Source organism: Ruegeria sp. Ofav3-42 (assembly GCF_022347725.1).
GTDB lineage: Bacteria > Pseudomonadota > Alphaproteobacteria > Rhodobacterales > Rhodobacteraceae > Ruegeria.
In genome coordinates, this window is the sequence record NZ_JAKRGB010000014.1 from 18823 (window position 1) to 42358 (window position 23536).

Here is a 23536-nt window from a genome sequence, read left to right on the forward strand (position 1 = left end):
CGGGCCGATTGTCTGTAGGTATTTGTGCGAACAATACGGCCCAATTCACTGCACCGTATAATATTTGAATATAAAAATCACTGGCGTTGTTGATGTGGCCAACTGAGTTGCAACCAAGGGTTGGTCGGGTGTCTCGTCGATTTGTCAAATGCGACGTTTCGTGCGCAAGTTTGGCAAAATGTCGAATACGTCGTTAAAATGACAACCTCTCCCGCTGTTTCGTCAAGATTACCCCTGCATTTCGAACAGATGCGGCCTCATACTTTAAATAACCCGAAAGAGGAGGCGCGGTTTGAGCTGGAATATTTGTGTCATCGGAGCAGGCAAGATCGGTCAGATGATCGCCACCCTGCTGCAATCATCGTCCAACTATTCGGTCACAGTGGCCGATCGGGATTTGGCTGCGCTGTCAGCATTGAATAAGCAGGGGGTTTCGACCCGTCAAATCGATGTGGATGACGACACTAAGCTGGCCGAGGGGCTTACTGGTTTTGATGCTGTCATTTCGGCGGCCCCGTTCTTTCTGACGCCAAACATCGCCAAGGCGGCCAAGACTGCAGGTGCGCATTACTTTGACCTGACCGAGGATGTTGCGGCCACCAACGCCGTACGCGAACTGGCGAAAGACAGTGATACGGCGTTCATGCCGCAATGCGGGCTGGCTCCGGGCTTTGTCGGTATCGCTGGCGCTTCGCTGGCGGCAGAGTTCGATGAACTGGACAGTCTGCATATGCGGGTGGGCGCGCTGCCGCTCTATCCGACCAATGCGTTGAAATACAATCTGACCTGGTCAACCGATGGGTTGATCAACGAATACTGCAATCCCTGTGATGCCATTGTAAACGGTGAGCGCGTCAAGACCGCGCCGTTGGAAGATTACGAACTGCTGGGTCATGACGGTGTGGAGTATGAATGCTTCAATACCTCGGGCGGGCTGGGCACGCTGCCGGAAACGCTGGATGGTAGGGCGCGGGCGGTGTCCTACCGCTCGATCCGGTATCCGGGTCATTGCGACATCCTGAAACTGCTGCTCAAGGATCTGGGGCTGGAACACCGCCGCGATCTGCTGAAGGACATTTTTGAAACCGCGCTGCCCCGTACGGATCAGGATGTGGTTCTGGTCTATTGCACAGCCAAAGGCATGATCGACGGAACGCTGCGCGAGAAATCCCTGATCAACAAGAGCTTTGCCCGCACAATCAACGGACAGGTCTGGAGCGCCATTCAGGTCACAACTGCCGCAGGCGTTTTGGGCGTCGTCGATCTGATGCGGACAGGTGCGCTGCCTTCCAAAGGGTTTGTCCGGCAAGAGCAGGTGAAGCTTGCCGATTTCCTCAACACTGAATTTGGCCGGCTCTATCGCGCCGGTGATGTAACCGAACAGAACAAGGCGGCCTGAGCTATGAAAGACATCGTGATGAATGCGCAAACCACACTTGCAAATCTGGACCTGACAGAGGCCGAACTGACGGGCGGAACGCTCAAGGTGACTTCTCCGATTGACGGCAGTCTGTTGGCAGAGGTCCACGAGACACCTGTGTCAGAGATGGATGCCATTTTCGCCAACGCAAAGGCCGCGTTTAAGGCATGGCGCGTTGTCCCGGCCCCGCGTCGGGGCGAATTGATCCGCTTGTTGGGTGAGGAACTGCGCGCGGCCAAAGACGATCTGGGTGCTCTGGTCAGTTGGGAGGCGGGTAAGATCACGTCCGAAGGTTTGGGCGAAGTGCAGGAGATGATCGACATCTGCGACTTTGCCGTTGGTTTGTCGCGGCAGCTTTACGGTCTGACCATCGCATCCGAACGCCCCGGCCACCGGATGATGGAAACCTGGCATCCTGCAGGTCCAGTTGGCGTGATCTCGGCCTTTAACTTCCCCGTCGCGGTCTGGTCTTGGAACGCAGCGCTGGCGCTGGTTTGCGGTGATCCGGTGATCTGGAAACCGTCCGAGAAAACTCCGCTGACCGCAATGGCCTGCCAAAAGATTTTTGAACGCGCATTGGCCCGGTTCGGCGACGCACCCGAGGGTCTGCTGCAAACGCTGATCGGCGGTGCCGCGCTGGGCGAAGCGCTGGTTGCAAGCGAAGACGTTCCGGTGATTTCGGCCACCGGGTCCACCCGCATGGGCCGTGCTGTCGCGCCCATTGTGGCGCAACGCTTCGGCAAGTGCATTCTGGAGCTGGGCGGCAACAACGCGATGATCGTTGGCCCGTCGGCCGATCTGGAAATGGCCGTCCGCGCCATCGTATTTTCGGCCGTTGGTACTGCCGGGCAGCGTTGTACCACGCTGCGCCGCCTGATCGTGCACAATTCGATCCGCGAAGAACTGGTGAGCCGACTGAAAAAGGCCTACGCAGGTCTGCCCATCGGCAACCCGCTGGCCGACGATACTTTGGTCGGCCCGCTGGTGGATGAGGCGTCTGGCGCGGCAATGATCGCCGCGTTGGAGGCCGCGAAGGCCGAGGGTGGCACCGTGTTCGGTGGCGATCGTGTGACCGATGGCGTACCTGCAGGCGTCTATATGGAACCCGCCATTGTTGAGATGCCCGGCCAGCCGGATGTTGTGAAGACCGAGACTTTTGCGCCGATCCTCTACGTCATGGGCTACGACCGTTTCGACGACGCCCTTGAGCTGCAGAATGACGTGCCGCAGGGTCTGTCTTCCTGCGTGTTCACCCTGAACATGCGCGAGGCCGAACAGTTCCTGACCGCAGCCGGATCGGATTGCGGAATCGCCAACGTCAATATCGGGCCTTCAGGTGCCGAGATCGGTGGCGCATTCGGTGGCGAAAAGGAAACCGGCGGTGGTCGCGAAAGCGGATCGGATGCTTGGAAGGCCTATATGCGTCGCCAGACGAATACGGTGAATTACTCTGCCGAACTGCCCTTGGCGCAGGGCGTCAAGTTCGACATCTGAGTCAATGGTCCGGCGGTGCTGATGCGCCGCCGGATCAGTCCGCAAACAGGTAATCAAGGCGCATGACTGCTTGCGCCTTGTCCTGTGACACCCCAAGAAACTCGGCAATCGCCGCTTCGTTTTCTGCCCGCAAGTTGGATTCCCGGATACGCAGATATCCGTCGAATTCCGCTTCGCGGATCAGTTCGGATTCATGGACCAGAGAATTGCGCAGCGCCGGGACAAGACGGGCTACGGTCTCTCTTGGGCTGCTGTCACCGGCCAACCCCACGCGACGGGCGTGACCGATCAGATAGTCGTCGGAATACTCGCACTCGATTTCCAGAACATGGGTGCGGGCCTGAACCGAGCAAAAATCCTGAATGATATCGAGGCTGGAAGGGTCTACGCAAAAAATCAATTTGTCGGATTCGAAACTGTCAAACAGCATGCGCACCACAGCGCGCCGGTGACGCGAGCGCTTGGCCAGGGACGTTTCGATTCCGCCCAGATCAGGCAGGGTAGTATCTTCTTCATTGAACAGGTATTCCACGCAGGGGATATCTGTTTCCGAGACGATCTGGTCGACCAGACGCTTTGCCACGTGCCATTTTTTGCACACGACCAGATACACGTCACGCTCTGCACCCAGAGAATTGCTTGCCTCCCAGAACCGCTGGGTGTGGCGTCGCCCGACACGACCGCGCCCGGTCAAAAACCCATAAAGGTTGCGCCCTTCATTTGAGATATGAAACGTGCCGTCCTCGCTTGCGTACATCTGGCCCAGCCGATCCTTCAACTCATGCGCTTCGGGACTGATCTTGCGCGCAAACAGGTAGTCCTGAGCGAGCAGCATGTCGTAGTGATCATTATAGAAGGTCACCGGCATGCCATAATCCGAGAACATCAGGAAAGTGGGCGTTCGGTTTTCAATTTCGTTCTTCGGGATCAGGTGACGGACCAGGGTCTGAAAAAAGGTTTCGTCCGGAATCCAGGTGGTCGAGAAAAAACGGGTCACATCCGGGCGCTGCTGCAGGAAGTCCAGGATCATTTCAATGGTCCTGCGGCGCAACAACCACCACTGACTGCCGATCATGACCTGAACATCCGCCGGAATCTCACGCGTCAGGCCAAATCGTTTCTGCAGATTGTACGAGGAATAGAACAGTCGGCTTTGGGTACGTTCGTTGAAATAGTGCCGATAGATCAGCCGGTCCTCGACCATTCCGGTCTTGATCCAGTTGCTCACCAGAAAATCGTGGCTTTCGACAAAGTCCTTGTCGTTTTCCTCGAGAAAGCGATGGATATACTCAGCCGATTTGATCGGCATGCAATCCCCGGACACCATATAGAAATGGGTAGCGCGGGGAAATGCATCCACGGCTGCCATCACGGCATACAGCGTGGCCTGAACCAGCGACCACTCACCCCAACCACATTTGATACGCTTGGTTGCAAACGTGACGTTGGGGTTGTCCTTCAATGCCTCACGAATCCGCGTGTAAGCAACCGCGCTGGCCCGTGCGTCAAAGTGAATTGCCATGCAATCCCCGGCGGCGGTCAGTTGTTCCGCCTGCGCAATGATCGCATCCGGGTCTTTATGACACAGCAATATGTAGGCAATCCTCGCCATTTCAGCCCATTGTTTTCCGTTTCTGCCTGTTTCCAACCGTGATACTGAGGATGAACGATTGAATAAACAGAATATTTTTGGTTTTTTGGTTTCAAATGCTGGCGCGTCATTTTGAGACCAGATCGGCAAAGGAGGCACAGCATATGGGTTTTCCCGGTACATGGATGACCGAAAGCGAAAGCATGGTTTACCGTGTGGTGCCGAAATGCGCGTGCTCGACCATTGGTCAGATTATGTTTTATTCGGATCATGGGCATTTCTTTGACGGCGATATTCACGACGCGAAGGACGGGATGCACAAATGGGCATTCGGCCCTAGCCAGGCGCAAATCTCGGGCAATGTGCGGGATCACAAGTCCCTGGCCTTTACTTGCGTGCGCAATCCCTACACCCGGATCCTCAGCTCGTTCTTCGACAAGATCTGCGGCATCCAGCGTAACGGAAAGCGGTATCGCGGCAATCTGGTGCCCACACTGATCTACAACTACGGGATTGAGGTCGGCGGCGATGACGGCAAGGGTGAGTTCGATCAGATCGCCAGCTTCCGCCGATTCCTGCTATTCGCGCGCGATACGATCCGTTGGCGGCGCCCGATGGATCCTGACATTCACTGGTCGGCCATGTCAGGCCATGTCTCGACTTTCATCGTGAACGGCGGGCGGTATGATCAGATTTTCTGGACCGAGAAGTTCAACGACGGAATGCAGGGTGTATTGGATGAGTTGGAGACGCCGCACGCGGTGAACTTGTCCGAAATCCCGCGTTTCAATGAATCCGAAGGGCATGGGCCCAAGCGGCAGCATCCGGTCGAGGACTACTTTGATGATCTGTCGATGCACTTGGTCTATGAAATCTACAAACAGGATTTCGAGTTGTTCAAATACGACTTTGAAAACCCGGCCAATAAGATGCCCATTGGCGAGATCGATCTGGACGAAGTTCACGCTAAGCTGGGCGATTGAGCGAACGGTTCAGCGATTGACTAGACGTTCTTTCAGGCCTGTTGGGTAGAGTTCCGGACCGCCGATATCCAGCGTCTCGGGGTCGAACCATCGTGCTGTGCACCGCATCCCATTATCCTCGGCGAATAAGATTGGACCGTCAGGACGGGCCAGTAGCTCGGCGCTTGTCACCTCTGCCACAAAGATGACCTCATGCCCCTGATGGCCTTCGTGCTGGTACAGGTTCTCGATCACCATTGGTTGCCCACTGATCTCAACCGCTACATCAAGTTCTTCCCTGAACTCACGTTTCAGGGCGTTGTGCCATGTTTCGCCGAATTCGACCGATCCACCCAAAGGACGCACGCCCTTGATACGGCCGGTGTCATCCGGAACTTCAGCAGCGAGGAGTTTGTCCCCCCGCCAATGCAAGCCGATGGCTTTGACGCGGATACCTTTATGCGGGCGCCAGAATGTCATTTTTCTCACCGATTGTGCTGTGGGTAATATTGAATGCAAAAGAAAAAGGCCCCGCTAACCATATCAGCGGGGCCTTTGAAGCTATTGCAGTTTTAGTGGCTTGAAAACCACGTCGTCACACTTGGCGCACAGCACCTTTCGCAGCGCTTGTTGCCAGCTTGGCATAGGCTTTGAGTGCGGTAGACACTTTGCGCTTGCGCGGCGCGGCGGGCACCCAGCCCTTTTCGTCCTGCTCGTCGCGACGGGCCGCCAGTTCTTCGTCTGAAACGGCCAGATGGATCGTACGATTTGGAATGTCGATCTCGATCTTGTCGCCGTTCTTAACCAGTCCGATCTCACCACCTTCGGCGGCCTCAGGTGAAACATGGCCAATCGACAGGCCCGATGTACCGCCCGAGAAGCGACCGTCGGTCAGAAGCGCGCATGCTTTGCCCAGACCTTTGGATTTCAGGTACGAGGTCGGATACAGCATTTCCTGCATCCCCGGACCACCGCGCGGGCCTTCATAGCGGATCACCACCACGTCGCCCTCTTTGACCTTGCCCGTTAGGATGTCGTTAACCGCCTGATCCTGGCTTTCGCAGACATAGGCCGAGCCGGTGAACTGCAGGATATTTGCATCCACGCCCGCGGTTTTCACGATACAGCCGTCGCGCGCGATGTTGCCGAACAGAACCGCCAGACCGCCGTCTTGGCTGAACGCGTGCTCCTTGGACCGGATCACGCCGCCTTCGCGGTCGGTGTCCAGTTCTTTGTACCGGTTCGACTGACTGAAGGCCTGCGTTGTGCGCACGCCACCCGGCGCCGCTTTGAACAGGTCCTGCGCCGCCGGGTTGTTGGCAATCTTGATGTCCCAGTTGGCAATCGCCTCGCCCATCGTGGCCGAATGCACGGTGCTGCAGTGTTCATGCAGCAGACCGGCGCGGCTAAGCTCGCCGAGGATCGAGAAGATGCCACCGGCGCGGTGCACGTCCTCCATGTGAACGTTTTCGGTGTTGGGAGCGACCTTGCAGAGGCATGGCACCTGACGGCTAAGGCGGTCCATGTCGGACATGGTGAAATGCACCTCGCCCTCATGCGCAATGGCCAGCAGGTGCAGAACCGTGTTGGTCGAACCACCCATAGCGATATCCAGGCTCATCGCGTTTTCAAACGCGTCGAAGGTGGCGATTTCGCGGGGCAGGAAGCCTTTTTCGTCCAGATCGTAATGCCGCTTGGTGATCTCAACGATCCGACGACCGGCCTCTAGGAACAGGTTCTTACGGTCGGCATGCGTGGCAAGCGTCGAGCCGTTGCCCGGCAGCGCCAGACCCAGCGCTTCGGCCAAACAGTTCATCGAGTTTGCGGTGAACATACCGGAACATGACCCACAGGTCGGGCAAGCGTTTTCTTCGATATGCTGGACCTGTTCGTCGGTTAACTTGTCGTCCGCCGCGGCAACCATGGCATCGACCAGATCGATTTTCTTGACGTCCAGATCGGCGATGTCGATCTTGCCGGCCTCCATCGGACCGCCCGAGACAAAGATCGCCGGGATGTTCAGGCGCATGGCGGCCATCAGCATGCCCGGGGTGATCTTGTCGCAGTTCGAAATGCACACCATCGCATCGGCGCAGTGCGCATTCACCATGTATTCGACCGAATCCGCGATGACTTCGCGCGAGGGCAGCGAGTAAAGCATGCCGTCATGACCCATGGCGATACCGTCATCCACCGCAATGGTGTTGAACTCTTTCGCAACACCGCCTGCGGCCTCAACCTCGCGCGCAACCATCTGGCCCAGATCCTTCAGGTGCACGTGACCAGGCACAAACTGGGTGAATGAGTTGACGATGGCGATGATCGGTTTGCCGAAATCGTCATCGCCCATACCTGTGGCGCGCCACAGGCCACGGGCACCGGCCATATTGCGGCCATGGGTAGAGGTTCTGGATCGGTACATTGGCATGATGCTGTTTCCCTTTTGCCCCGGTTGCGATATTCGGGATGCGTACGTTATAGCGCACGTACCACATGTGCGCTATAACGCACAAGAGGATTCGAGAGACGAGACAATGGCACCGGACGAAATAACGCTGAAGCTACGGGATGTGCGGGCGGCCTCGGGGCTGAGCCTGTCCAAAGTCGCCGAGATGACCGGGGTCAGCAAAGCCATGTTGGGCCAGATCGAACGTGGCGAATCCAGCCCGACCATCGCAACGCTGTGGAAAATTGCCAAGGGGTTCCAGCTGCCGCTGAGTGCCCTGATCGGGTCCGGGGCGCTGCGCGACACGACCAGCAATGGCGTCTTCCGGACTGTGACCTTTCCCGGCAGCATCGAGGTCAAGATCGTCTTTCCCTTTGACCCCGCTTTGGGGGCCGAGACGTTTCACGTCGACCTTGCACCGAACCAAAGCCACGAGTCCCCAGCCCATGCCGCCGGCGTCACCGAAGAAGTCTTTGTGCTGAACGGCTCGCTGGAAATCTTGCGCGACGGAGACTGGGTTCCGTTGCAGGCGGGGCAGGGTTTGCGCTTTGCGGCGGATCTGCCGCACGGCTATCGCGCCGGGGCGGATGGCGCGGTATTTCTGAATATGCATCATTACGCGCAACCTGCGGATGCGGTGCCGAGTAGCTAATTTCAAGTGAGTTTGGTGTGACTTCGCTGAGTGCAGGCGACTAAGCCGAGCGTGGTCCTATGCCGAGGCAATGCACAGCGCCTAAACAGCGCTGTGCATGAGGGTTGGGGCCATTAGTTGGACGCAGCCAGGTTCTGGGCGCTGTATTCGGCCAGCGAACTGGAAACGATATCGTACCATTCGCCGGACTGGCGCATCTCATTCAGGCCGTTGTTCAGCATCGAGATGTACTGCAGCCCGTACGGGTTGGACTTGTGCGCCAGCAGACGGATGGTGGACAGGTGCGTGAAGTTCTCATTCTGAACAACTTCGTGCTCCATCCCCACCGCCGCAATCGCGCCGTTGGCTTGCTGGATGGCCATCCCCGTTGCATCCGCCGTACCATTCATGACCGCTTCGATGCACTCTTCAGGGGTGCGGGGGCGGACAAGAGTGATCTTGGGCTCAACCAGACCGGCTTCTTCCAGGTCGTTGGTGAAGAACCCTTCCATTCGGCAGAATACGGCGCCTTCCAGCTCTTCGATGGAGGTCGCGCTGGCGTATTTGCTGTCAGGCAAGGTGAAGTATCCCACCACGGATTCATACAGAGGTTGGGATGCATAAAACCCGTTGCAACGATAAAGACTGTCCTCGCCCATCGCATCGGGGTTTTTTGCACAGTCCGGAACGACCCATGCAACCGCGATATCATACGCCCCGGCGGGCAGCAGCGTATACAGATGCGAGTTAAAGTCGTTCACCCAGCCTTGATTGAATTCGCGTTTGTTGCCAGCACGATGAAGCGCAGTTGTCGTCAGTCGCATCAGGAATCCGCCGCCCGACAGGCCTTCGTCTGTATAAGGCGCCCAATCGTTGCCGGCCAAAAGACGGATCGGAGGCTCATATACGTTTCTGGGTTTGATCTTTGCGGCTTTTTCTTCTTCTCGTTCAACAACCTCATTGAACTGCGTTGTTGCAGTCAGACGACCGTCTGCACAAGGCAGATTCAGGACCGTCCCGGGTGTCAGATTGTTCGGATTTCCGGCAACGGCATTCCGGTTCGCGTTAAAAATGATCTGGTAATCCCTGGAGCCGTAGGCAGTTTCTGAAATGGTTGCCAGCGTATCCCCTACTTTTACTGTATACGGCTCACATGCGACCTGTGCCGAGGCACTGATTGGCGAGATTAAGGCGGCCAGGCCCAGGGCCATGAGGCTAAACTTAATTCCAGCGTTATTCATTTCGTTCTCCTGTTGGGTGAGTATTCTTTGGTTGCAAAAGGGCCCCGGGATTTTTTTGTTCTATTGCCCTGTTACGGTCGCCCATTATCCTTGCGGTTCTGGCTTGCTGGGAATGTAGCGACACACCAATTCCAAATTGGATGGGGATCCGAGAAACACGTATTTCCTATCTAACAAAATCTCTCGTATTCCCTGCGCAGAGTGCGGTGGTTGTGGTGGTGAAAACTGCAGACATCGCGCAGGCAGTATTGCAGATTCTCCAGGCCCAAGTGACGTTGGGAAAACCGGCTATTTTTAGGCAAAAAAGGCGCATTTTTACGCTCAACCTTCGGTGGAGCCACAGATATGTTGCTTGGGACTAACTGCAAGAATTGGCTTTGAACGGAGTGACCCGGCTACAGAATTTTCAGGCGTAATCATTTCTGACAATAAAATCAGATATGTATTGTAATCCGCCCTCTGAGCCAAACAGATTTGGCCTCTCAGACGGAATTCAGCCGTCAGGCCATTTTGCGAGGTTTACCAGAGCGTGGGAAACGATGTTTAAGAATCGACCTACGAGGAAATACGAGGAAAACGGCGCAAATTATCTCGCCTGAACTCGATCACGATGGCTCTTTCCCAACCGCTGCACGGTTTGCGTCCGTTCTGTTCTTTTTTGGTGTACGCCATGATGACCCTGAGCGGCTTGCGCCGTCATGTCCATCGCAGGATTATTCAGTTTTTCCACTCAGGACACGCCCGTTAGCGGTACAACATCCCATCCAGCCTTGAACCCTCATGCGCGCGCGTATAGGGACAAACCAAGCGCGTTTAGGGGAGGCTTTGATGCAGGACGATCCGAAAACCCTCGTTTCTACCGAATGGCTTGCCGCCCATCTCAAGGACCCGGATCTGCGGGTGCTGGACGGGTCGTGGTATTTGCCGCAGCAGGGACGCAACGCAAAGGCCGAATATGACACGGCCCACATCCCCGGTGCGCGGTTCTTTGATATCGACGAGATTTCCGATCACCGCTCGGACCTGCCTCACATGGCGCCGCCGGTCGAGAAATTCATGTCGCGCTTGCGGGCCATGGGCGTAGGCGACGGTCATCAGGTTGTTGTCTATGACGGCGCAGGTCTGATGTCGGCAGCCCGCGTTTGGTGGCTGTTCCGGCTAATGGGGCAGGAAAACATCGCCGTTCTGGATGGCGGTCTGCCCAAATGGCAGGCTGAAGGACGTGAGATCGAAGACCTGCCGCCCGTGATCCGCGACCGCCACATGACGGTTCGGGTCCAGAACCACCTTGTTCGCGATGTCACGCAGGTATCGGCCGCCGCCAAGTTGGCAGATCACGAGATCATTGACGCGCGTTCGGCCGACCGCTTTGCCGGAACCGGGACCGAACCGCGCGAGGGCCTGCGTTCGGGTCACATTCCGGGATCGCGCAACGTGCCTTTTGGGACGTTGCTGAACAAGAACGGCACGATGAAATCGCCCGACGATTGCCGTGCCGTGTTCGAGGCCGCTGGCGTCGACCTGTCGAAACCGGCGATCACTTCGTGCGGGTCGGGCGTAACTGCCGCGATCCTCAGCCTTGCGCTTGAACGCATAGGCAAGAAAGACCACTCGCTTTATGACGGCTCCTGGGCTGAATGGGGTGCCTTCCCGACCCTGCCCGTCGCAACCGGAGAGAACTGATGTTCGAAAACCTCAAACCGCAGCCTGCCGACAAGATTCTGGCGCTGATGCAGGCGTATCGCGAAGACCCGCGCGATCAGAAGATCGACCTGGGTGTTGGCGTCTACAAGAATGCCGAGGGCGTGACCCCGGTGATGCGTGCGGTGAAAGCGGCGGAAAAGCGTATCCTCGAAGAGCAGGAGTCCAAGGCTTATACCGGTCTGGCGGGTGATCCGGCCTATGCCGACGCGATGATTGGCCTGATCCTCGGCACTTCGGTCCCGCGCGGCAATATCGCCGCTGTTGCGACACCGGGCGGCACTGGCGCTTGTCGGCAAGCGTTCGAGATGATCCGCATGGCCAACCCTTCGGCGCGTGTGTTCGTATCGAACCCTACCTGGCCGAACCACCTGTCGATCCTGAACTACCTGGGCATGGAGACAGTCCAGTACCGGTACTTTGACGGTGAAACCCGTGGCGTCGATTTCGACGGCATGATCGAGGATCTGAAGACCGCGAAAGCAGGCGACGTGGTTCTGCTGCACGGCTGCTGTCACAACCCGACGGGCGCAAACCTGAACATGGTGCAGTGGCAGGAGGTCGTGAACCTCATCAACGAGCGCGGCCTCGTGGCAATGATCGATATTGCCTATCAGGGCTTTGGCGACGGTCTTGAAGAAGACGCACAGGCGACCCGCCTGGTGGCCTCGTCAGTCAAGCGCTGCCTGATCGCGGCATCGTGCTCGAAGAATTTCGGTGTCTATCGAGAGCGCACCGGCCTGTTGATGGCGATCAGCGATGATCCGGCGCAGACGGCCTTGAACCAGTCCACCCTGGCGTTTCTGAACCGTCAGAACTACTCGTTCCCGCCGGATCACGGCGCGCGGGTCGTGACGACGATCCTGAACGACGAAGCCTTGCGCGCTGACTGGGCGGCTGAACTGGAAGAGGTCCGCCTCTCGATGCTGGGCCTACGTCAGCAACTGGCCGACGAGCTGCAGCGCCTGAGCGGGTCCGACCGCTTTGGCTTTGTCGCACAGCACCGCGGCATGTTCTCGCGTCTGGGGGCGGCCCCGGAGTTGGTCGAAAAGCTGCGCGCTGATCACGGCATCTACATGGTCGGCGACAGCCGTTTGAACATTGCGGGCCTCAACGCCAACACCGTGCCGATCCTGGCCAAGGCGATTGTCGACGTCGGCGTCTGAGCGCTATCGATAATGATGACAGAGAGCTGCGCTACCCAGCGCGGCTCTTTTTTGGGGTTTGAACGGCAGGGCCGATCAGGTTTACTGCGGTCACCGGGTCCAAAGCTCTTTGTCGTCGATGATTGCGTCCGTCACGTCCTCGGCTCGTTTGCGAGAGCTTTTCCTCTCTCCCAAACCCATGTGCACAGTTTCGATTTGAACAAGGTAGTCGACAACTCTTCGGCGCTCTTCTCCCCTGCGCAGCATTCCCGCGGCCCTTTGCAGATATGTGTCGTATTCGTCAGCGAACGGCGCGCATTCTTCGTCCTGCCAATTGTCTTCAGGTCCCAGCAGACCAATAGGGTCCCATAGCTTCCAGCCGATGTCACGAAGGCGGGACAGCTGCAACCGTGGTGTGTCTGATGATTTGGTCAACTAAATACAAGGAGCTCGGGAGTTTTGGGTTGTGAAGATCAGACCCTAAACGGACGACTTTTTCCACAAGTTTAATAACCAAAAAACGAAAAAGCCGGGCGCGAACGCCCGGCCTTCGAGTGGTTAACTCTGGTTTTAACCCTTGGAGAACTCAGGATACGCTTCCATACCCAGCTCGCCCATATCCAGGCCGTTGATCTCCTCTTCTTCGCCAACCCGCAGGCCAACCGTAGCCTTGAGGATCGAGAAGAGGATGAAGCTGACCACGAAGACGAAGATACCGATGGCAGCGAAGCCGATGATCTGGGTCACGAAGGACGCGTCGCCGTTGGTCCAGGCAACGATGAAGGTGCCCCAGAAGCCTGCGATCAGGTGAACCGGGATGGCACCGACGACGTCGTCGATCTTCATGCGGTCCAGCATCGGAACGGTCAGGACAACGATCACGCCACCCACGGCACCGATGATCAGCGCCTGGAACAGCGACGGGGCCAGCGGTTCAGCGGTGATCGATACCAGACCGGCCAGCGCGCCGTTCAGGACCATGGTCAGGTCAACCTTGCCGTACATCACCTGCGTCAGGATCAGGGCAGCAACGGCACCCGCTGCAGCGGCCATGTTGGTGTTGGCGAAGATGCGGCTGATATCGGCGATGTCACCAATGGTGCCCATGGCCAGCTGCGAACCGCCGTTAAAGCCGAACCAACCCAGCCACAGGATGAACGTACCCAGAGTGGCAAGCGCCAGGTTCGAGCCGGGGATCGGAACAACCTTGCCCTCTTTGTTGTACTTGCCGATCCGCGGGCCCAGCACAATGGCACCGGCCAGTGCTGCGAATCCACCAGCTGCGTGCACCAGGGTCGAGCCTGCGAAGTCGCTGAAGCCCATCTCGGACAACCAGCCGCCGCCCCACTGCCAGGATGCTTCGATCGGGTAGATGATGCCTGTCAGGACGATCACGAAGGCGAAGAAGGGCCACAGTTTGATCCGCTCGGCCACGGTGCCCGAAACGATGGACGCGGTGGTCGCGCAGAACATCAGCTGAAAGAAGAAGTCCGAGCCAACTGTTGCGTAGGACAGGTCTGCATTCACACCGTCCAAACCAACTGCCTCAAGCGATGCAGGCGAGATCGCGCCCAGCACGCCGGGGATCATCCAGCCGTCGCCGGGGTACATGAGGCCGTAGCCGACCAGCCAGTACATAATGGCGGCAAATGAAAACAGGCCCATGTTCTTGATCAACTGCATGGCAACGTTTTTGGAGCGCACCAATCCGGCCTCGAGCATGGCAAAGCCCGCCGCCATCCAAAACACCAGGAAGCCGCCGACCAGAAACAGCAGCGACGTCAGGATGTATTGCGTGTGCTGCGCGGTTTCGCCAGCGGCGGCCTCTTGCGCGAGGCCCATCTGCGGCAGCGCGACGATCGCAGCGGCAGGGATGAGAGATTTCATCAGGTTCATGTGACTTCCTCGAATGTATGTGAGTGGCGGCGCTTACAGCGCCTCTTCGTTCGTTTCCCCGGTCCGCACGCGCAGGGCCTGCTCGACATCAAGGACGAAAATCTTGCCGTCACCGATCTTGCCGGTCTTGGCGGTTTTGGTGATGGTCTCGACGATCTGGTCGGCCATCGTGGCGGGCACCACGATTTCCAGTTTGATCTTGGGTACAAAGTTCACGGCGTATTCGGCGCCGCGATAGATTTCCGTGTGACCGGATTGCGAGCCGAAGCCCTTGATTTCGGTCACCATCATGCCGCGCACGCCCGCGTCGGTCAGTGCCTCGCGCACCTCCTCCAGCTTGAACGGCTTGATTGTCGCAATGATCAGTTTCACGTCTTTCCCCTCTGCTTCCCCGGTCTGCCCGGTTTGTTTGCACCTGCAGAAAAAGAGCGCGCCTGACCGTGTTAAGAAACGGCAAGGGCTGCGGGACGCAGGGGAAACAGGGCTTAGGTGCACAATTTTTGCACAAAAAAACGCTTCTGCCCAAAAAGAGGGCGAAGTATGGAGGGTGTTAAAGGGAAAATCATACCTCTACTTCATGGCTATGGCAGGGTATGGTGCGTCAAAATGATAACCGGGCAGAGTTTGAGCATGACTGAGTCCAGGCGCCGAAAGACACCGCTTGTTGCGGACAAAAGATACCCTTCGAAGGGGCGTAAACCCACGGCAACAAAACGTGCCGCAAAGCCCGCCGGTAAAAAGGCGACGGCTCGGAAAACGACAACGCGCAAGACCGCGCGAAAGAAAACACGCAAGACGTCTGGCGGCGGCGGTGGTTTCTTCCGCCGGCTGTTCCGTTGGGTCTGGCGGGTGATCTGGGGTGTGACCTGGCGCATGGGCGCAGTGGCCGCTTTGCTGTTGGCGCTGGCCGTGGGCGTCGTCTATTCCACCCTGCCAGATGTCGACGCATTATTGGACGGGCGCGCGCGCGGATCGGTGACTCTGCTGGATCGCGATGGCAAGGTCTTTGCCTGGCGCGGCGACCAGTTCGGCGGCGTCATCACGGCGGATACCGTCTCGCCCCACCTGAAGAACGCGGTGGTCGCGACCGAGGATAAGCGGTTCTACCGCCATTTCGGCGTCAGCCCGCGCGGTGTTGCCAGCGCCGTGCGCATCAACCTGAGCGAAGGGCGCGGCCCGCTGTCTGGCCATGGCGGGTCAACGATAACGCAGCAGACGGCCAAACTGTTGTGTCTGGGCGTGCCTTACGTACCCAGTGAATGGGAATCCGAGGCCGCGTATGAATCGGATTGCCGTCAGGGCTCATTGTGGCGCAAAGCCAAGGAAGCGGTCTATGCGATGGCGATGGAGGTGAAATACTCCAAGGACGAAATCCTGACCATCTATCTGAACCGGGCCTTCCTTGGCGCTGGCGCGCGTGGGTTCGAGGCGGCCAGCCAACGCTATTTCGGTATCTCGGCAGCCGAGGTGAGCCCGTCACAGGCCGCCATGCTGGCCGGTCTGCTGGTGGCCCCCACACGGTATGCCCCAACGAATAACCTCAAACGGTCTCAGGATCGGGCGCAATTGGTGATCGGGCTGATGGAGGCGCAAGGCTATCTGACAGCCTCGCAGGCCAGCAGTGCGCGCAGCAGACCTGCACAACTGTCCGAGGCCGCAGCTGCGCGGGCAGGGGGTTACTTCGCCGATTGGGTCATCACCGAGTTACCCAGTTTCTTTGGCTCGGATACAACGGATGATGTGGTGATCAAGACCACACTGGATCAACGCCTGCAGCAATCGGCGGAAGAGGCGCTGAAGTTCATCTTTCAGGAAAAGGTGCGCGAAGGATCCAAGGCACAGGCAGCAATTGTCGTAATGTCTGCGGACGGTGCCGTTCGCGCGATGGTCGGTGGGCGCAAGACGCGGGTGTCTGGCGCGTTCAACCGGGCGACGCAGGCTTTGCGGCAGACCGGGTCTTCGTTCAAGCCGTTTGTCTACGCAACGGCGCTGGAACTGGGCTATTCACCGCTGGACATTGTTGTGGATGAACCCACATGCTGGAACATTCCCGGCTCGGGTCAGTGGTGCCCAAAGAACTATACCAACAAGTACTACGGTCGGGTCACTCTGGCGGATGCGCTGAAAAACTCGCTGAACATTCCAGCCGTCAAAGTGGCCGAAATCGCCGGGTTGGATAATGTCCGCACCGTTGCCAGCGAGTTCGGAATTGAAAGTGATCTGGCCCAAGGTCCGGCGTTGGCGCTGGGCGCGTCGGAAAGCACGCTGATCGAGATGACGGGAGCTTATGCCGGTATCCTAAACGGGGGGTCGGCCGTTGAACCCTATGGTCTGTCCGAGCTGAAACTGCTGGGCGACGAAACGCCAATGATGGTGACCACAAGCGGTATCGGCGAGCGGGTCATCAACGATAGCGCGGCCAAGCAACTGACCTGGATGATGGAACGTGTGGTGTCTCAGGGCACCGGTGGGCGCGCGCAGCTGCCCGGTTGGCAGGTGGCCGGTAAGACCGGCACCACTCAGGCTGCCCGGGACGCCTGGTTCATTGGTTTTACGGCGGATTACGTAACAGGTGTCTGGATGGGGTATGATGACAACACCCCCTTGTCTGGTGTGACCGGGGGCGGGTTGCCGGCTGAAATCTGGAAAGAAACCATGCTGCGCGTGACCGAGGGTATGACGCCGACGCCGCTGCCAATGATGGCGCCTGAACCTCCGGTGCGCACGGCGCAGCCGCAGCAACAGCGCCGAAAGAAAGAAACCGGGTTGGATCGGGCCATCAATAACCTGCTGAACAACATCTTCGGCAATTGACTGGGCAAAGGAAAAGGCGGTGCAGTGGGCACCGCCTTTTCAAATAGTGAAGACCTGATCAGAGGCTTTCGTCGAGGGCTGCCAGAATGGCGTCACCCATCTCTGTAGTCGAAACGGGCGTGACGCCTTCATCGGCCAGCAGGTCGCCGGTGCGGACTCCGTCAGCGAGAACCTTCTCGATCGCGGCTTCCAGACGATCCGCCTCAGCGCCCTGATCAAAGCTGTAACGCAGTGCCATTGCAAAGCTGAGGATACAGGCGATCGGGTTGGCTTTGCCCTGACCAGAAATGTCGGGGGCCGAACCGTGGACCGGCTCGTACATCGCCTTGGGACGGCCATTGGCCATCGGGGCACCCAGCGACGCCGAAGGAAGCATGCCTAGCGACCCGGTTAGCATCGCGGCACAGTCGGACAGGATATCGCCGAACAGGTTGTCGGTCAGGATGACGTCAAACTGCTTGGGCGCGCGCACCAGCTGCATCGCGCCGTTATCAGCATACATATGGCTCAGTTCGACCTCGGGGTAATCCTTGGCGACACGGTCAACGACCTCGCGCCACAGGATGCCCGATTCCATCACGTTGGCTTTCTCCATCGAGCACAGCTTTTTGTTCCGGCGCATTGCCAGTTCAAAGGCCGAACGCGCGGCGCGTTCGATCTCGGATTCGGTATAGCGCTGGGTGTTGATGCCAACACGTTCGTTGCCTTCCTCGAAGATACCGCGAGGCTCACCGAAATAGACGCCCGAAGTCAGCTCGCGCACGATCATGATGTCGAGGCCGGCAACGATGTCTTTCTTCAGCGACGAGAAATCGGCCAGCGCGTCAAAGCACTGGGCAGGGCGCAGGTTGGAATACAGATCCATTTCCTTGCGCAGGCGCAGCAGGCCACGCTCGGGCTTGAGGCTAAAATCCAGATCGTCGTATTTCGGGCCGCCTACGGCACCCAGAAGAACCGCATCAACCTCTTGCGCCTTGGCCATGGTTTCGTCCGACAGGGGCTTGCCGTGCGCGTCGTAGGCCGCACCGCCCACTAGATCCTCGCTCACGTCGAATTCCAGGCCGCGTTTGGCACCGAACCAGTCGATGACTCTGCGCACTTCGGCCATGACTTCGGGGCCAATTCCGTCTCCGGGCAGGATGAGGAGCGAGGGGTTGGACATGAAGGATCTCCTTGCGTTTTACAGCACAGGCCCTAGCGCTTGCGCGGCATCGGGTCAATGAGACGAACCTGTCTGTTTGCGGGGAAATTTAAGTTTATGTCTCAGAGGCTCTGTTCCAGGGCTAAATATTGCGCAGCCCTGATTCTCTGGGCCATTTTGCAGCGCTCCGAAGCGTTAGTTCTTTGCCAGATCAACCCACACCAGCCGGTGGCGGCTGGCGGCCTCGGCGGCTTCGCGTTCTTTCGTGCTTGCCGCGGGCCAGTACACCCCGGCGTCCACCACCGTCCAATGGGCAGAGGGCAGAACGTAATCAACCCGCATCGGACCGACGCTTTTCCAAACTACGGTCGTCAACGCTCCCGCAGGGTCACCGGGTTGTGGATCTTGCAGGCGTTGATCGGCCAACAAGCCCAGGATTGCTTCTTTGCGCCCGTCTCCACGAAACGGGTCCAGATTGGCGTCCCCGGCGATTACGAACGGGCCGCCCGGCGTGTGCCCGAGTTTTCCATCCAACACCGCGGACCACAGACGAATTTCGTCTCTGTTTCTGAGGCCATTACGATCCTCTGGCCCGTCAAACACCGGCGGCGCGGCGTGAAAGGTCATCAGATCAAGTGGCCCGACCGGCGTGTTGATGGGTAGAATCCAATGCGCCACAGAAGACAACCGCTGAATGCTCTGCGCCTGTTCAGAAGGGTAGGGACCTGCGTCAGTCGCGGGTAGTTCTGCGCCAGGTAAATCCCGCCACAACACCGTCGAGAAATCCTGTGCTTCTTCCAAAGCGATGGGATAGCGCGACAACACGGCCAGTCCGCCCTGTCCGGTGAAACGGCCCCAACCCTGCGCGTCGCCTGGGCCGTGGGTGCGGCCGTCACCATCCAGATCCAGTTCAGTTTCCATGCCCGAGTTTGGCTGGATCGCAAATTGGTAAGGGTAATCGACGCCATTTTCCCGCAACCGGTCGGCTAGGGCCGAAAGTGCCAGACCATCCAAATCCCAGTCGATGCTCTGCAAAGCGACGATATCGGGATGAGCTTGAGCCAGAACATCGACAACTGCCATGACTTGGGTTTCACCGCGACGAATGTCGCGCAGCAGCAAGCCCGGCCCGTCGCGGCTGAGTTCGGTATTATAGGTGGCAACACGCACCGTCTCTGCCTGCGCCAGAACGGGCAACAGTAGCAGGATAAGGATGCGGATCATGCGGTCTGCGTGGACTCGGCTGTGGAATAGGCTCGCCGTTTTTCGACGATCAGGTTCGCAATCCGCAGGGTCGCGATACCGCGCATGATCATGCTGGCAGGCAGGAACGCCCATGCGCTCAGGGTCCAGATCAGGGTCTGAGGATTGCTTAGCGAAATCGGGTCCGCGTATTCCGTCAGCAATTTGATCAGGGCCGGGATCAGGAACGGCAGCAGAATTCCGATTGAAATGTTCAGGCGTCCGTCACGCTGAAGGCGCGTTACCACGTCTCCACCCTTGGTTGGGTCAAACAACGGCAGATTGGTCCAGACATTGAAGGCACCATTCCCCGTGGGCCAACCGCGCACTTTCACCGCATATACAAAGCTGCCAATGGTGACTAAGGCGGCGACGTAAGCGACGCTGGCGGAAATGCGAACGAGTTCGATCAAATGTGCGCTTGCGTCGGCGGGCAGCATAAGGATGATCAGCCGAACGGGCGAATACGGGAAATCGACCACATTGGCGACACCCAGTCCTACTGAATAGAATGTTGTTGTCAGAGTCGTCGGCGCATACGCGTTTTTGCAGATCAGCGTCAGGAACGTGATCATCGACATCAGCCCGACAAAACGCAAACGGTTCACAGGGGGCGCGTCGCGGAATTCGATAAAGCTGGGAAAGGCAGAGTTGTATTCCGCAAACGTCAGGAAGAACGCCAGAATGGCGAGAAAGACGACGATCTCGGTCCCATTCGTAGACGTTACAGGCAGGTACAACGCGGGTGTCAGCACCATTAGTGCAACCAATAGTCCCCGAATCGCCGCCCCTGTTGTGCGCGCAATCACTATCCAAACCCTTTCACACCGGATTGGCCGCTTCTTATTCTTTGACGGCTCTGTCCCATCTTGCATCCGACGCATTCTCCGCCGGAGACCTCTATTATCGCCAACACTGGCGATAAGCGGCAATCCGCTCAAGCCAAGGTGCAGAAAACATGTGATTTCGGGCAAAATGATGGCGAAACTGGTGCGCCTTTGCATCATTTGTGTCGCAAATTGGACGTGTATCAGCGACCGCTCACTACATGTTGTGGTTGCTGAAGCTAAAACCCCAAGAATGCGAACGGGGCCGCCGCAGCGACCCCGATAAGTTGAGTATCCACAGATTCGTTCTTGGAATCACACCCAGGGGCGGGCCTGGCTTGCGTGATCTTCGAATTTGTCGATGTGGTGGTCTTTCTCCATCGTCAGACCGATATCGTCCAGACCGTTCAGCAGGCAGTGCTTGCGGTGGGGGTCGATATCGAAGGCGATCACAACGCCATCCGATGTGGTGATCTGCTGATCTTCCAGATGCACGGTCATGCGGGCGTTTTCGCCCTTTTGCGCGTCTTCCATCAGAACGGCGTGGTGCTCTTCCTCAACCACGATGGGCAGGATGCCGTTCTTGAAGCAGTTGTTGAAGAAGATGTCGGCAAAGCTGGTCGAGATCACAACCTTGATGCCGAAATCCTTGATCGCCCACGGCGCGTGTTCCCGCGACGAGCCGCAGCCGAAATTGTCGCCCGCGACCAGAATCTCGGCCTCGCGATAGGCGGGTTTGTTCAGGATGAACTCTTCGTTCTCCTGACCGTCATCGTGATAGCGCATCTCGTCAAACAGCACGACGCCAAGGCCGGACCGTTTGATTGTTTTCAGGTGTACCTTTGGGATGATCATATCGGTGTCGATATTGATCAGCGGCATTGGGGCGGCCACCCCGTGGACTTTGTCAAACTTTTCCATGTCTACACTCCTGCGAGAGAGGGCCGCGCCCGTATCCCGCGTTTAAGCTTCTTTTGCTTCTGTCGTTTCGTTTGGCGCGTTTTTGACGAAAAGCGCCATGAAGACCAATCCGAACCCGTTGAACAACATCTCGATACCCAACAGAATGCCTAGCAGACGCAACAGAACTGACGGCTCTGCCGCTGCATAAGACCAGATGATACCTGCCAGTATGATCGACAAGATGCCTGAGATCAGCGTTGGCCAGAAAAACTGCGTTCCCCGCATTTGAAATGAGAGAAAGATCCGGGCGATTCCGCCCGCCATGAACAGGATCAGAACCACCGTGGCCAAGGTCAGCGTGCCCTCCAGCGGGTTGTCGAGAAACGACCACCCCAGAAACAGCATCACCGCCCCCATGATGAAAGACAGGATCTTGTTACCGGCCCCTTCGACCGAGAATCCGCTGACCACCTGCAGGGCGCCGGAGATCAGCAAAAGCACGGCCGTGACCACGGTGACGGCAATCGACGCCACATATGGCGCGCCCAGCACAAAGATGCCGAACGCGATAGATAGAAGCCCCAGCAGGAGCCATTTGACCCAGTCACTCATGTTTTCAATCCCTCAAATATCTAGATATGAGGGGACCTTACATCAATTCACGCACGTCTGTCAGCCGTCCTGTGATTGCCGCCGCGGCAGCCATTGCCGGGCTCAGCAAATGGGTGCGCCCGCCACGACCCTGACGGCCTTCGAAGTTGCGGTTCGAGGTTGCGGCACAGCGCTCGCCCGGCTGCAACTGATCCGGGTTCATCGCCAGACACATCGAGCATCCTGCCAGACGCCATTCGAATCCGGCCTCCTTAAAGATCTCAGCCAGGCCTTCTTCTTCGGCCTGCGCGCGGACAAGTCCAGAACCGGGAACGACCATGGCGCGCATGCCGTCTTTGATCTTTTTGCCCTTCAAAATCTCGGCTGCAGCACGCAGGTCTTCGATACGGCCGTTGGTGCACGAGCCGATGAAAACAGTGTCGATTTCCACATCGCTCAGCTTTTGACCGGCTTCCAGACCCATGTATTCGATCGAGCGACGGGCTGCTTCGACCTTGCCGCCTTCGAAGTCTTCGGGCTGCGGCACGGTTGCGGTGATTGGCAGAACATCCTCGGGGCTGGTGCCCCATGTGACGACCGGCGCAATGTCCTCGCCACGCAGGGTGATGACCTTGTCGAAATGCGCGTCCTCGTCGGTGAAAAGAGTTTTCCACCAGTTCAGAGCCGCTTCCCACTGGGCACCTTTCGGAGCATGCGGGCGGCCTTTGACATATTCAAAGGTGGTTTCATCCGGCGCGATCAGGCCAGCGCGGGCACCGCCTTCGATCGCCATGTTGCAGACGGTCATGCGGCCTTCCATCGACAGATCGCGGATCGCTTCACCGCAATATTCGATGACATAACCGGTACCGCCAGCTGTGCCGGTCTCACCAATCACGGCCAGAGTGATGTCCTTGGCGGTCACGCCCGGCTGCAATTTGCCGGTGATTTCGACCTTCATGTTCTTGGATTTCTTCTGGATCAGTGTCTGCGTGGCCAGAACATGCTCAACCTCGGACGTACCGATGCCGTGAGCCAGTGCACCGAACGCGCCATGGGTGGCGGTGTGGCTGTCGCCACAGACAACGGTCATGCCGGGCAGAGTCCAGCCCTGTTCCGGGCCGACGATATGCACAATCCCCTGACGGACGTCATTCACCGGATAATAGTGAATACCGAAATCCTTGGCATTTTTGTCCAGCGCTTCGACCTGAATGCGCGATTCGGGGTTTTCGATCCCATTCACCCGGTCGGGCGTGGTGGGAACGTTGTGATCCGGCACGGCGATGGTCTTTTCGGGTGCGCGCACTTTGCGGCCCGCCATGCGCAGGCCTTCGAACGCCTGCGGGCTTGTGACTTCGTGCACCAGATGGCGGTCAATATACAGCAGGCAGGTGCCATCATCGGCTTCGTGCGCGACATGGGCATCCCAGATCTTGTCATAGAGTGTTTTGGGGGACATTGGTCCTCTCCCGTATGTAATGAGAAATA

The 23536-nt window shown here is 57.9% G+C and carries 20 protein-coding genes; 7 read left to right on the forward strand and 13 right to left on the reverse strand.

All coding sequences use genetic code 11. From position 1 onward, the window contains the following. Positions 1-292 precede the first annotated feature (292 nt). Both MHN28_RS18450 and MHN28_RS18455 read left to right on the forward strand, forming a co-directional pair. Positions 293-1399 carry a saccharopine dehydrogenase family protein gene (locus tag MHN28_RS18450; protein WP_239344047.1) on the forward strand — a complete coding sequence of 369 codons (1107 nt, stop codon included), beginning with the start codon at positions 293-295 and terminating at the stop codon, positions 1397-1399. An 18-nt stretch (positions 1400-1417) separates the two neighbouring features. After that, a complete protein-coding gene (locus MHN28_RS18455) occupies positions 1418-2914 on the forward strand; it encodes an aldehyde dehydrogenase family protein (RefSeq protein WP_370645753.1) in 1497 nt (498 codons plus the stop codon). 34 nt (positions 2915-2948) lie between these two features. Here the strand turns inward: MHN28_RS18455 and MHN28_RS18460 are convergent, their stop codons facing one another. Further along, a complete protein-coding gene (locus tag MHN28_RS18460; protein WP_239344049.1) occupies positions 2949-4526 on the reverse strand; it encodes a DUF5928 domain-containing protein in 1578 nt (525 codons plus the stop codon). Positions 4527-4669: 143 nt separating this feature from the next. Between MHN28_RS18460 and MHN28_RS18465 the strand changes: the two genes are divergently transcribed. Further along, positions 4670-5488, forward strand: a complete 819-nt coding sequence (locus MHN28_RS18465) for a sulfotransferase family protein (protein ID WP_239344050.1) — start codon at positions 4670-4672, stop codon at positions 5486-5488. A gap of 9 nt (positions 5489-5497) precedes the next feature. Here the strand turns inward: MHN28_RS18465 and MHN28_RS18470 are convergent, their stop codons facing one another. Together MHN28_RS18470 and ilvD are read right to left on the reverse strand one after the other, a co-directional pair. Then, positions 5498-5947 carry an NUDIX hydrolase gene (locus tag MHN28_RS18470; RefSeq protein ID WP_239344051.1) on the reverse strand — a complete coding sequence of 150 codons (450 nt, stop codon included), beginning with the start codon at positions 5945-5947 and terminating at the stop codon, positions 5498-5500. Positions 5948-6062: 115 nt separating this feature from the next. Next, positions 6063-7895 carry a dihydroxy-acid dehydratase gene (gene ilvD, locus MHN28_RS18475; RefSeq protein WP_239344052.1) on the reverse strand — a complete coding sequence of 611 codons (1833 nt, stop codon included), beginning with the start codon at positions 7893-7895 and terminating at the stop codon, positions 6063-6065. Positions 7896-8001: 106 nt separating this feature from the next. Here ilvD and MHN28_RS18480 point away from each other — a divergent pair, with 106 nt between their 5' ends. Next, positions 8002-8565 (forward strand): helix-turn-helix domain-containing protein, encoded by a 564-nt coding sequence (locus MHN28_RS18480; RefSeq protein WP_239344053.1) that lies wholly within the window; start codon positions 8002-8004, stop codon positions 8563-8565. Between the two features lie 113 nt (positions 8566-8678). Here the strand turns inward: MHN28_RS18480 and MHN28_RS18485 are convergent, their stop codons facing one another. Then, positions 8679-9785 carry a transporter substrate-binding domain-containing protein gene (locus MHN28_RS18485; protein WP_239344054.1) on the reverse strand — a complete coding sequence of 369 codons (1107 nt, stop codon included), beginning with the start codon at positions 9783-9785 and terminating at the stop codon, positions 8679-8681. A gap of 828 nt (positions 9786-10613) precedes the next feature. Between MHN28_RS18485 and sseA the strand changes: the two genes are divergently transcribed. Together sseA and MHN28_RS18495 are read left to right on the forward strand one after the other, a co-directional pair. After that, the gene (gene sseA, locus MHN28_RS18490) at positions 10614-11468 is read left to right on the forward strand and encodes a 3-mercaptopyruvate sulfurtransferase (protein WP_239344055.1); all 855 of its coding nucleotides are present in this window, start codon (positions 10614-10616) and stop codon (positions 11466-11468) included. Next, on the forward strand, positions 11468-12652 hold the full coding sequence (locus tag MHN28_RS18495; RefSeq protein ID WP_239344056.1) for an amino acid aminotransferase: 1185 nt from the start codon (positions 11468-11470) through the stop codon (positions 12650-12652). The genes sseA and MHN28_RS18495 overlap by 1 nt, the downstream gene beginning before the upstream one ends. Before the next feature lie 90 nt (positions 12653-12742). On the opposite strand, the gene MHN28_RS18500 is transcribed toward MHN28_RS18495, so the two are convergent. The 3 genes from MHN28_RS18500 to MHN28_RS18510 form a co-directional block, all read right to left on the reverse strand. Next, a complete protein-coding gene (locus MHN28_RS18500) occupies positions 12743-13066 on the reverse strand; it encodes a hypothetical protein (protein WP_239344057.1) in 324 nt (107 codons plus the stop codon). Positions 13067-13201: 135 nt separating this feature from the next. Then, positions 13202-14527 carry an ammonium transporter gene (locus tag MHN28_RS18505; protein WP_239344058.1) on the reverse strand — a complete coding sequence of 442 codons (1326 nt, stop codon included), beginning with the start codon at positions 14525-14527 and terminating at the stop codon, positions 13202-13204. Positions 14528-14560: 33 nt separating this feature from the next. Then, positions 14561-14899, reverse strand: a complete 339-nt coding sequence (locus MHN28_RS18510; protein WP_170336579.1) for a P-II family nitrogen regulator — start codon at positions 14897-14899, stop codon at positions 14561-14563. Positions 14900-15157: 258 nt separating this feature from the next. Between MHN28_RS18510 and MHN28_RS18515 the strand changes: the two genes are divergently transcribed. Then, positions 15158-17341 (forward strand): transglycosylase domain-containing protein, encoded by a 2184-nt coding sequence (locus MHN28_RS18515; RefSeq protein WP_239344059.1) that lies wholly within the window; start codon positions 15158-15160, stop codon positions 17339-17341. A 58-nt stretch (positions 17342-17399) separates the two neighbouring features. Here the strand turns inward: MHN28_RS18515 and leuB are convergent, their stop codons facing one another. From leuB to leuC, 6 genes are all read right to left on the reverse strand, one after another. Next, positions 17400-18503, reverse strand: coding sequence for a 3-isopropylmalate dehydrogenase (gene leuB, locus MHN28_RS18520; RefSeq protein ID WP_239344060.1), 1104 nt, complete (start codon positions 18501-18503; stop codon positions 17400-17402). A 174-nt stretch (positions 18504-18677) separates the two neighbouring features. Continuing rightward, positions 18678-19706 carry an endonuclease/exonuclease/phosphatase family protein gene (locus MHN28_RS18525; protein WP_239344061.1) on the reverse strand — a complete coding sequence of 343 codons (1029 nt, stop codon included), beginning with the start codon at positions 19704-19706 and terminating at the stop codon, positions 18678-18680. Further along, positions 19703-20482 (reverse strand): hypothetical protein, encoded by a 780-nt coding sequence (locus MHN28_RS18530; RefSeq protein ID WP_239344062.1) that lies wholly within the window; start codon positions 20480-20482, stop codon positions 19703-19705. The genes MHN28_RS18525 and MHN28_RS18530 overlap by 4 nt, the downstream gene beginning before the upstream one ends. A 384-nt stretch (positions 20483-20866) precedes the next feature. After that, positions 20867-21472, reverse strand: a complete 606-nt coding sequence (gene leuD / locus MHN28_RS18535) for a 3-isopropylmalate dehydratase small subunit (protein WP_239344063.1) — start codon at positions 21470-21472, stop codon at positions 20867-20869. Positions 21473-21514: 42 nt separating this feature from the next. Next, positions 21515-22066, reverse strand: a complete 552-nt coding sequence (locus tag MHN28_RS18540; protein ID WP_239344064.1) for an HdeD family acid-resistance protein — start codon at positions 22064-22066, stop codon at positions 21515-21517. Between the two features lie 37 nt (positions 22067-22103). Next, positions 22104-23507 (reverse strand): 3-isopropylmalate dehydratase large subunit, encoded by a 1404-nt coding sequence (gene leuC / locus MHN28_RS18545; RefSeq protein ID WP_239344065.1) that lies wholly within the window; start codon positions 23505-23507, stop codon positions 22104-22106. Between the last annotated feature and the right edge of the window lie 29 nt (positions 23508-23536).

Bases quoted from the DNA above. Each gene is read 5' to 3' on its own strand.
- MHN28_RS18540 (WP_239344064.1), bottom strand. From the start codon at position 22,066: ATGAGTGACTGGGTCAAATGGCTCCTGCTGGGGCTTCTATCTATCGCG.
- MHN28_RS18455 (WP_370645753.1), top strand. From the start codon at position 1,418: ATGAATGCGCAAACCACACTTGCAAATCTGGACCTGACAGAGGCCGAA.
- leuD (WP_239344063.1), bottom strand. From the start codon at position 21,472: ATGGAAAAGTTTGACAAAGTCCACGGGGTGGCCGCCCCAATGCCGCTG.
- MHN28_RS18515 (WP_239344059.1), top strand. From the start codon at position 15,158: ATGACTGAGTCCAGGCGCCGAAAGACACCGCTTGTTGCGGACAAAAGA.
- MHN28_RS18470 (WP_239344051.1), bottom strand. From the start codon at position 5,947: ATGACATTCTGGCGCCCGCATAAAGGTATCCGCGTCAAAGCCATCGGC.
- MHN28_RS18505 (WP_239344058.1), bottom strand. From the start codon at position 14,527: ATGAACCTGATGAAATCTCTCATCCCTGCCGCTGCGATCGTCGCGCTG.
- sseA (WP_239344055.1), top strand. From the start codon at position 10,614: ATGCAGGACGATCCGAAAACCCTCGTTTCTACCGAATGGCTTGCCGCC.
- MHN28_RS18465 (WP_239344050.1), top strand. From the start codon at position 4,670: ATGGGTTTTCCCGGTACATGGATGACCGAAAGCGAAAGCATGGTTTAC.
- MHN28_RS18485 (WP_239344054.1), bottom strand. From the start codon at position 9,785: ATGAATAACGCTGGAATTAAGTTTAGCCTCATGGCCCTGGGCCTGGCC.
- MHN28_RS18460 (WP_239344049.1), bottom strand. From the start codon at position 4,526: ATGGCGAGGATTGCCTACATATTGCTGTGTCATAAAGACCCGGATGCG.
- MHN28_RS18495 (WP_239344056.1), top strand. From the start codon at position 11,468: ATGTTCGAAAACCTCAAACCGCAGCCTGCCGACAAGATTCTGGCGCTG.
- leuB (WP_239344060.1), bottom strand. From the start codon at position 18,503: ATGTCCAACCCCTCGCTCCTCATCCTGCCCGGAGACGGAATTGGCCCC.
- MHN28_RS18530 (WP_239344062.1), bottom strand. From the start codon at position 20,482: ATGGTGCTGACACCCGCGTTGTACCTGCCTGTAACGTCTACGAATGGG.
- ilvD (WP_239344052.1), bottom strand. From the start codon at position 7,895: ATGCCAATGTACCGATCCAGAACCTCTACCCATGGCCGCAATATGGCC.
- leuC (WP_239344065.1), bottom strand. From the start codon at position 23,507: ATGTCCCCCAAAACACTCTATGACAAGATCTGGGATGCCCATGTCGCG.
- MHN28_RS18480 (WP_239344053.1), top strand. From the start codon at position 8,002: ATGGCACCGGACGAAATAACGCTGAAGCTACGGGATGTGCGGGCGGCC.
- MHN28_RS18525 (WP_239344061.1), bottom strand. From the start codon at position 19,706: ATGATCCGCATCCTTATCCTGCTACTGTTGCCCGTTCTGGCGCAGGCA.